Here is a 6,174-nt window from a genome sequence, read left to right on the forward strand (position 1 = left end):
CTGGCTGGATTACTTGCGGTGCGTGCGCTGGCGCATCGCGCCGGGCTCAGCCATCTTCGGGTCCTTGTGAGAAACCTCCTGCACCTCGCTCTCCTTGCTGTGCCGTTTCTCGATCCGGATATTCGGCGATGGGCGCTTCGAATTGGAGTGAGCGTTCCGACTCATCTGGGGCCTCCATTCTGGTCGACGTGGCGGTTGCCACTTACTCAATATAGTGCGGCCAGCGCGCGCGATTGCACGGCAGGCCAAAAATAGGCCCGCCACGCCTTGATGGCTTGCGACGGCGAACTCACCCGTTGCGGATGGATGCTCGGCGCGGTGACGCCGTAGCAGCTTTGTTCATCAGTGGGCTCCTCGCCTGCGCGGGTACCCCATGGATGGATGCGTGGTGGTTGTCTTCGCTAAGCATCGCCAGCGAATTGAACGTCCGTACGTTGTAGCGATGCTGGCGCATCACCAGTAGCATGCCGGTGCAGACGAACAGACCGAGGCCGACGATCACTATGCCGATTGGTGCATTGAGCTTAGTCAGCAGCGCGTACAGGGTTAACGTCAGCAGGACTGAGACATTCCCATTGAAGTTCTGCACGGCGATCGAGTGGCCTGCGGAGAGCGGCACGTGGCCGCGGTGCTGCAGCAGGGCGTTCATCGGCACCACGAAATAACCGGACATCCCGCCCACCACCGCCAGGAAGAGATAGGCGGTCGCCACATAGAGCGGCATGTGCAGCCCCAGCGCATCAAGCATGACGTCGGGTATGATGCCCTTGGTGCAGAAGGCCATCAGAGTGAGCACCGCGCTCGAAGGCCTCGACGAGACCAACCATCATCATTTGATGCCATGCCAGACTTTGGACAGAATTGCCTCGAGCGCCTGGCAATCTTCTTCGCTCAGCTCGCGGGTAAGATGAGCGCAAGCGCGCCAGAAGGTCGGCAAGGCCTGATTCAGCAGCATCCTGCCTTCATCGGTCAGTGCCAACTCAAGGCTGCGTCTATCGTCCTTGCGATGTTCGCGTGCAAGCAGGGCACGCGCCTCCAGCCAGTCCAGCAGACCGGTGGCCGAGGAACGGGTCACGCCAAAATAGTCCGCAATCACCGAGGGCGTGAGCGGCCCGACATCCAGCAGCCCGCGCTCGGCCAGCGAAAACAGTATCAACACGTCCAGCTTGTTCTCGGTGATGCCATGTTCGCGCAACTTTGCGTTGGCCACGCCCATCACGTCGTCGCTCAGCCAAAGCAACATCAGGCCAGCCGCAGCCTTCTTTCGGCTGGTGCCCCGCTCCGCGGTGGCAGCAAGCAGTTTCAAATGGGGTGCGATGGCTTGTTTGGCTTCGACGCGATGGGTGGTGTCGATCTCGTTCGTCATAGGGTTGGGCGGGCGGCCGCGTGCTGAGGAATCTGGTACGGGTGGCATATTGTGTGTTAATCGTATCAGACTCCGCATGGAAACTCCCATATCGGGCCGCCGGGCCTATGCTCCGTCCGCGAAGGCGTCTCGCCTATCGGCAATATGCCCATACGCGCAGGCGCTACCGACTCTGTCGATGCCCCTGGCGCCATCCGAAAATGGGTCGCGTGGGCGCGCTTCGGCCGAGTTGCTCGCGTAGGCCTTTGCAACGCAAGCGGCGTTGCCGGGCAGCTCAGCTGCGTACGCCGGCGTCATGGCATTCACGAACATGCCGGATATGCAGAGTGTCGCGCAAGCGCAAAGGTATCGATTGACATAAGATTTCACTTCTTTCTCCAAGTCTTGAAAACAGGGTGCAACGGAATGCGCTGCCGGCGCGGAACTGCTATGCGTGCCCGCCAGCGCTGGATTCGGGGCGGCTGGCCAAGCCCCCCATGCAGAGGTATTTGATCTCCAGGTAATCATCCAAGCCGTGACGGGAGCCTTCCCTTCCCTGTCCCGACTCCTTGATGCCACCAAATGGCGCAACTTCCGTCGAGATCGCGGTCTCGTTGATGCCGATCATTCCCGCTTCGATGGCGCCTGCGACCCGCCGCACCCGTCCCAGGTCGCGGGTAGCGGCGGCTGCCCGTGCAAAGGCGGCTTGCTTCCGAGTTCATCCCGTGCATGACGCCGTTGCCGGTTCACCGCGGAGATATTCCTCGGCTTTTCCGCTACGTTTGATGTCGTCCCACTGCTGCGAGCTCAACTGGGGCATCTGAAAAGCCGGGCCAGGACGGCAATACCAGCCGGGGTTGTGGAGCCGACTCAGCAAGTCCATACGAGGCGTATCGAGATAGAGCCGCTCGGCGTCCAGGACGGCCTCGTCAACCACGTGCATCGCCACGATGTCGGCGACCACTACGGTGCGCCCGCCGTCGATGTCGAGCAGGTTGCGCACGCTGCATTCAAATGAAGCCGGGCTCATGGTGACCCGCGGTGTTGAAATCCTGGTCCCGGGAACGAGAGCCAGGTCAGCCTCCACAGCTTCATTCACATGCGCCGGAAAATCGACCGCCGTGACGTTCATGCGACGGGCAAGCGCCGTCGACACCAGATTCACGGTGAACTCACCGCGCGCGCGAATGTTCCTGGCAGTGTCTTTCGGCATGCCATCGCGGATTCCGATGCCGACACAGAAGATGGGCGGGTCGCCCGACAACAGATTGAAGAATGAGAACGGCGCGACATTGATCGCCCCAGCCTCATCCATGGAGGAGATCCAGGCGATCGGCCTGGGCACGATGACAGTGGACAGCAACTTCTGCCGCGTAGCGCCGTCGAGTGCTTGCATGTCTATGTACATTGGGACTCAACCCTAAAGAGTGGGGTGCCGGGGAAAACTCAGGATTTCGTCGTTGGGGTAGCCCCGGCAGCGGCACGCGCGTCGGCGAATGCACGGTCGCTGCGCTTGCAGCGGCAGCGGCCAATCTGATGCAGCTCGATCAGATTGCCCACCGGATCCCGCAGGAACAGCTGTTTCAACTCTGGGGCCGCCACGTTGTCGAGTTTCCAGAAGTCCACATTCATGCGCAGCAACTCCGCCTCCGTCGCGAGGATATCGCGCACCGCCAGCGCAACGTGGTTTTCGACCGGATCCTTGCCAGGTCCCTGTGCATAGGGCGAAGGACCGTCGCTGCCGAGCAGGTGGATCTGGCAGTCATTACCCATGTCAAGAAAGTAGCCGGGAATGCCGGGAATGCTCCAGCGCCCGGCATCCGTGTCCAGACCGAGTACGCCACCATAGAAAGTGCCCATGGCTTCGACCTTGTCGATGGGCATACGTACCGCGTGATGATGAAGCTCGAGAATCTCAATAGCCATGTTTGGCTCCTCTGTCGAAAGTGAACTGGCAGGAATCGGCGCCACCTGACTTTGCATTCAGCGCCGCCTTCGATATATGATACGGCACACGTACTATCTGTCAAGCGAAGTATATTCCAGTTGTCGATGTCCACTGGCGTTGACGCAGCTCAAGGAGATTTCATGCGCACCTTTGATCCAAGCACCATCCAACATATCGCCGAACAACTCGAGATGGCCGAGGCGAGCCACCAGCAGATTCCGCAGCTCTCAGCGAGCTATCCAGGGATGACTGTTGATGACAGCTATGCGATACAGAGTGCCTGGATCGCGCTCAAGCGCGCCTCGGGCCGCCGGCCAATTGGCGCCAAGGTCGGCCTGACCTCTCGTGCGATGCAGGCGGCAGTTGGAATCGACGAACCGGATTTCGGCGTGTTATTGGATGACATGCTGCTGCCTGAAAACGCCGCGGTCCTTGCCAGCCGCTTCATCGAGCCGCGCGTGGAGGTCGAACTGGCGTTCGTGCTCGAGCGCGACCTTTGCGGCCCCGGCATCGGTGCCTGCCAGGTGCTGGACGCCACCGCCTATGTCATCCCGGCGCTCGAATTCATCGATGCGCGTATCCAGCGCGTCGACCCTGTCACCGGCAGAACACGCCGGGTCCGGGATACCATCGCCGACAACGCCGCCAATGCCGCCCTGATGCTCGGTGGCAATCCGATCCGACCAGGCTCCCTGGATCTCCGCTGGTGCGGGGCCTTGCTTAGCCGCAACGGGCTTATGGAGGAGACGGGAATTGCGGCGGGCGTGCTGAACCACCCTGCCAACGGGGTGGCGTGGCTGGCAAACCGTCTGGCCAGGGAAGGGCACAAACTGTCCGCGGGGGACATCGTCCTGTCGGGATCATTTACGCGCCCCTTGCTGCTCGCCGCAGGTGACGTCGTGCATGCCGATTTCGGCAGACTGGGAAGCTTGTCTTTCCACATGGCCTAGGCCCCGACTATTTTCGGTGGCTTGCGGCCGTGGCGTCATCGCACCCTTGCCACCTTCGCTGTGCGCGCCCGTGCGGTATCGATCCGCACTCCGACGCCAATCGGAGTGGGCGGGCGCAAGGCAAGGTTGGCGTACCGGCGAAAAGGATCCGGCGAGCCTGAAGCCTCCCCTGCCCAGGCCCGCCCGATGAAGGCGCAACCAGAATGAGGAGGCGAGCGTCATCCGGGGCCGGCGCTGAACGATGCCCCCGAGTTACGTCCCCGAGAAGCCGTTCGACAAGCCATTGCATTGGATTGCCCCAAAGCAAAAACCCCACGACTCCGTGGGAATCGTGGGGTTTTGCGTACTGCTGGCGGAGAGGGTGGGATTCGAACCCACGGTACCGTCGCCGGTACGCCTGATTTCGAGTCAGGTACATTCGACCACTCTGCCACCTCTCCGGTAACTGGGTCGCTTGTCGCGAAGAACAAGATTATAGAGGAAACCTTGATGCGACCGCAAGCCCCTTGATCGAAAATTTACGCCTCGGGCTCGAGCCGCGTCAGGCCGCCCAGATAAGGCTGCAGCGCGGCCGGCACCGTCAGCGAACCGTCTGCGTTCTGGTAGTTCTCGAGAATCGCCACCAGGGTGCGGCCCACGGCCAGGCCGGAGCCGTTGAGCGTGTGCAGCAGCTCGGGCTTGCCCTGTCCCGTGCGGAAGCGGGCCTGCATGCGGCGCGCCTGGAAGTCGCCCATGTTGGAGCAGGAACTGATCTCGCGGTAGGTGTTCTGCGCGGGAATCCACACCTCCAGGTCATAGGTCTTGGTGCTGCCGAAGCCCATGTCGCCGGTGCACAGCACGATGGTGCGGAACGGCAGGTCCAGCTTCTTCAGGATGGCTTCGGCGTGGCCGGTAAGCTGCTCCAGCGCGTCGAACGATTGCTCGGGCGGCACCACCTGCACGAGCTCGACCTTGTCGAACTGATGCTGGCGGATCATGCCGCGCGTGTCGCGGCCATAGGAGCCGGCTTCGGAACGGAAGCAAGGCGTATGGGCGACGAAACGCAGCGGCAGCTCGTCGCCGGCCACGATGGCGTCGCGCACGATATTGGTCAGCGGCACCTCGGCGGTGGGGATCAGGTAGAAATTCTCGGTGCGCTCGCCCTCTTCGCTGCCGACCTTGCGCGGCACCTTGAACAGGTCTTCCTCGAACTTGGGCAACTGGCCGGTGCCGCGCATCGACGCGGCATTGACGATATAGGGCACGTACATCTCGGTGTAGCCGTGCTCGAGCGTGTGGGTGTCGAGCATCAGCTGCACCAGCGCCCGGTGCATGCGCGCAATGCCGCCGCGCAGCATGGCGAAGCGCGAACCCGTGACCTTGCTCGCGGTGTCGAAATCCAGCCCGAGGCGTTCGCCCACGTCGACGTGATCCTTGACCTCGAAGTCGAAGCTGCGCGGCGTGCCGACGCGGCGCACTTCCACGTTCTCGTTTTCGTCGCGGCCCACCGGCACGCTTTCATGCGGCAGGTTGGGAATGGCCAGCATGGTCTCGGAGAGCTGGGCCTGGATCTCGTCCAGGCGAACGGCCGAGGCCTTGAGCGCATCGCCGATGCCGCCGACTTCGGCCATCACCGCCGAGGCGTCCTCGCCCTTGCCCTTGAGCATGCCGATCTGCTTCGAGAGGCTGTTGCGGCGCGCCTGCAGTTCCTCGGTCTGGGTCTGCAGTTGCTTGCGCTCGGCTTCGAGTGCCTGGAAGGCCGCTACGTCGAGTTGGAATCCGCGCGTGGCAAGGCGTTGCGCCACGGCGTCGATGTCTTTGCGGAACAGCTGGATGTCTAGCATGTTGCGTGTGAGGGGGAGGTGCATGGGCCGGCGAGATGCCGGCGGACCGGCCATTTTACTGCACCGGGCGGGATGGGCGCCGATAAGGCGGGTGAGGAACAGCGCAAT

At 62.3% G+C, this 6,174-nt stretch carries 6 protein-coding genes, 1 tRNA gene and 2 pseudogenes; 1 reads left to right on the forward strand and 8 read right to left on the reverse strand.

Annotation, left to right across the window (positions count from 1 at the left end):
* Positions 1-9 precede the first annotated feature (9 nt).
* From P3W85_RS20230 to P3W85_RS20255, 6 genes and pseudogenes are all read right to left on the reverse strand, one after another.
* Entirely contained in the window at positions 10-165 is a 156-nt protein-coding gene (locus P3W85_RS20230) for a hypothetical protein (RefSeq protein ID WP_017230345.1), read from the reverse strand.
* Positions 166-385: 220 nt separating this feature from the next.
* Positions 386-796: pseudogene (locus tag P3W85_RS20235) on the reverse strand (lysophospholipid transporter LplT); the annotation flags it as partial.
* 33 nt (positions 797-829) lie between these two features.
* Positions 830-1,366 carry a MarR family winged helix-turn-helix transcriptional regulator gene (locus tag P3W85_RS20240; RefSeq protein ID WP_017230346.1) on the reverse strand — a complete coding sequence of 179 codons (537 nt, stop codon included), beginning with the start codon at positions 1,364-1,366 and terminating at the stop codon, positions 830-832.
* 427 nt (positions 1,367-1,793) lie between these two features.
* Positions 1,794-2,024 (reverse strand): annotated as a pseudogene (locus P3W85_RS20245) (aldehyde dehydrogenase family protein); the annotation flags it as partial.
* A 39-nt stretch (positions 2,025-2,063) separates the two neighbouring features.
* Positions 2,064-2,741, reverse strand: a complete 678-nt coding sequence (locus P3W85_RS20250; protein ID WP_346430277.1) for a flavin reductase family protein — start codon at positions 2,739-2,741, stop codon at positions 2,064-2,066.
* Between the two features lie 50 nt (positions 2,742-2,791).
* On the reverse strand, positions 2,792-3,271 hold the full coding sequence (locus P3W85_RS20255; RefSeq protein ID WP_276266119.1) for a VOC family protein: 480 nt from the start codon (positions 3,269-3,271) through the stop codon (positions 2,792-2,794).
* A gap of 162 nt (positions 3,272-3,433) precedes the next feature.
* Between P3W85_RS20255 and hpaH the strand changes: the two genes are divergently transcribed.
* Entirely contained in the window at positions 3,434-4,243 is an 810-nt protein-coding gene (gene hpaH, locus P3W85_RS20260) for a 2-oxo-hept-4-ene-1,7-dioate hydratase (protein WP_276266120.1), read from the forward strand.
* A 350-nt stretch (positions 4,244-4,593) separates the two neighbouring features.
* On the opposite strand, the gene P3W85_RS20265 is transcribed toward hpaH, so the two are convergent.
* A tRNA-Ser gene (locus tag P3W85_RS20265) sits at positions 4,594-4,683 on the reverse strand.
* 78 nt (positions 4,684-4,761) lie between these two features.
* Positions 4,762-6,066 (reverse strand): serine--tRNA ligase, encoded by a 1,305-nt coding sequence (gene serS, locus P3W85_RS20270; RefSeq protein WP_017230351.1) that lies wholly within the window; start codon positions 6,064-6,066, stop codon positions 4,762-4,764.
* Positions 6,067-6,174 lie beyond the last annotated feature (108 nt).

This window comes from Cupriavidus basilensis (assembly GCF_029335485.1).
GTDB lineage: Bacteria > Pseudomonadota > Gammaproteobacteria > Burkholderiales > Burkholderiaceae > Cupriavidus > Cupriavidus basilensis_E.